2 protein-coding genes are annotated in these 2127 nt (G+C 59.1%); one reads left to right on the forward strand and one right to left on the reverse strand.

From position 1 onward, the window contains the following. Positions 1-528 (reverse strand): carboxymuconolactone decarboxylase family protein (locus WBC85_RS07180; protein WP_424434518.1); only part of this gene is annotated, 528 nt, incomplete at its 3' end. A 129-nt stretch (positions 529-657) separates the two neighbouring features. Here WBC85_RS07180 and WBC85_RS07185 point away from each other — a divergent pair. Next, the coding region (locus WBC85_RS07185; RefSeq protein ID WP_424434521.1) for an ATP-binding protein at positions 658-2127 on the forward strand (1470 nt) is incomplete at its 3' end.

Consider the following 2127-nt stretch of genomic DNA (forward strand, 5'->3'; position numbering starts at 1 on the left):
CCCCAATACCGTGCGGTTGGCATAGCAGAAATACGACGTCACCTGATTGATCTCCAATATCTCGCCATCGTCAAACCCAGCGGCCCGCAGCGCAGCAATATCCGCTGCCCCCACCTGCGCAGGCGCAAGCGTCAGCTTCCGCGCATAGCCCATCCCTGCAATCTGCCTCGCATCCAGCGGCGCATCGGCCACGCGGTCCGCCTCAATCGACGCGCGCAAAGCAACCGAGCGGTCCTCATCATCCACCAAACGGCGCATGCCCTGATAGTGATGCTCCACACAATAGGAACAGGCGTTCAAGGACGACACATAGACCCCGATGCACTCCAAATACCATTTGGGCAGCGTGTTCCCCGTATGATGCAGGCAATATTTATACATCGCCATATGCCCCTCCATCGAATGGGGGCGCAGGGAGTGGGCCATCATGATGTTATCGACGTTATTATCCGGCCCCTTCACCCGATCATAAAGCTTGCGCAGCTTGCCAGCCGCATCGTCATAGCTCACCGTTTTGATCCAGCTCATCACGCTCTCCCTTGATATTTCTCAAGCAGCTTGACGAAGGCACCCTTCTTTATCAAGCGATCCCTTCCCCCTTCGCGCGCGCTCTGCCATAATGTCTCCCAACACTCGCACAAGAAGAAGAGCAGCCGCATTATGACCGACCTTCTGTCAGGCCAAGAGCCGACCGACTACGATGCTTCCTCTATTGAGGTTCTCGAAGGGTTAGAGCCCGTTCGCAAACGGCCGGGCATGTATATCGGCGGCACAGATGAACGCGCGTTGCATCACCTTGTGGCCGAGGTGCTGGACAACTCGATGGACGAAGCGGTGGCGGGCCATGCGAGCCGTATCGAGGTGGAATTACTGAGCGATTATTCCATGGTGATCCGCGACAACGGGCGCGGCATTCCGATTGATCCGCATCCGAAGTTCCCTGACAAATCGGCGCTTGAGGTGATCCTCTGTACGCTCCACGCGGGTGGCAAGTTTTCGGGCGATGCTTACGAGACATCGGGCGGCCTGCACGGCGTCGGGGCCTCTGTGGTCAACGCTTTGAGCGATTCCATGGTCGTGCAAGTCGCGCGCAACAAGGAGCTGTTCGAGCAACGTTTCTCGCGCGGCATCCCGCTTGGCCCCGTTGAAAAAATCGGCGCAGCCCCGAACCGGCGCGGCACCACAGTGACCTTTCACGCGGACGAGCAGATCTTCGGCTCGCACCGCTTCAAACCTGCGCGTCTGTTCAAATCGATCCGCTCCAAGGCCTACCTCTTTTCCGGCGTCGAAATCCGCTGGAAATCCGAAATCGACGACGGTGAAACGCCAACCACAGCCACCTTCCACTTCCCCGGTGGCCTGTCGGACTACCTCACAGAAAGCCTTGGAAAAGCCTCTACTTACGCCGAAAAACCCTTTGCGGGGGTCGTGGATTTCCGCGAAAAATTCAACGCGCCGGGCAAGGTGGAATGGGCGATCAACTGGACCCCTTCGCGCGATGGTTTCATCCAGTCCTACTGTAACACCGTCCCGACCCCTGAGGGCGGCACGCATGAGGCGGGTTTTTGGGCTGCGATTCTCAAAGGCATCCGCGCGTATGGCGAGTTGTCGAACAACAAGAAGGCCGCGCAGATCACCCGTGACGATCTGATAACAGGCGGCTGCGCGCTGGTGTCCTGCTTTATCCGCGAACCTGAATTCGTGGGTCAAACCAAGGACCGCCTTGCCACCGTTGAGGCGCAGAAATTCGTCGAAGGCGCGGTGCGCGATCACTTTGACAACTGGCTGGCGGCGGATACGAAATCCGCCGGTGCGATCCTTGATTTTCTGGTGCTGCGGGCCGAGGAACGCCTGCGCCGCAGGCAGGAAAAGGAAACCGCACGCAAGACGGCCACCAAGAAGCTGCGCCTGCCCGGCAAGCTTACCGATTGCACGTCCAAGACCCGCGAAGGCACTGAGTTGTTCATCGTCGAAGGGGACAGCGCGGGCGGCTCGGGCAAAGGGGCACGCAACCGCAACACTCAGGCGCTGTTGCCCCTCAAAGGCATGATCCTGAACGTTCTGGGGGCAGCCTCCTCCAAACTGGGGACCAACGCCGAAATCAGCGACCTGTGCGAAGCGCTTGGC

The organism is Planktotalea sp. (assembly GCF_049680325.1).
GTDB lineage: Bacteria > Pseudomonadota > Alphaproteobacteria > Rhodobacterales > Rhodobacteraceae > Planktotalea.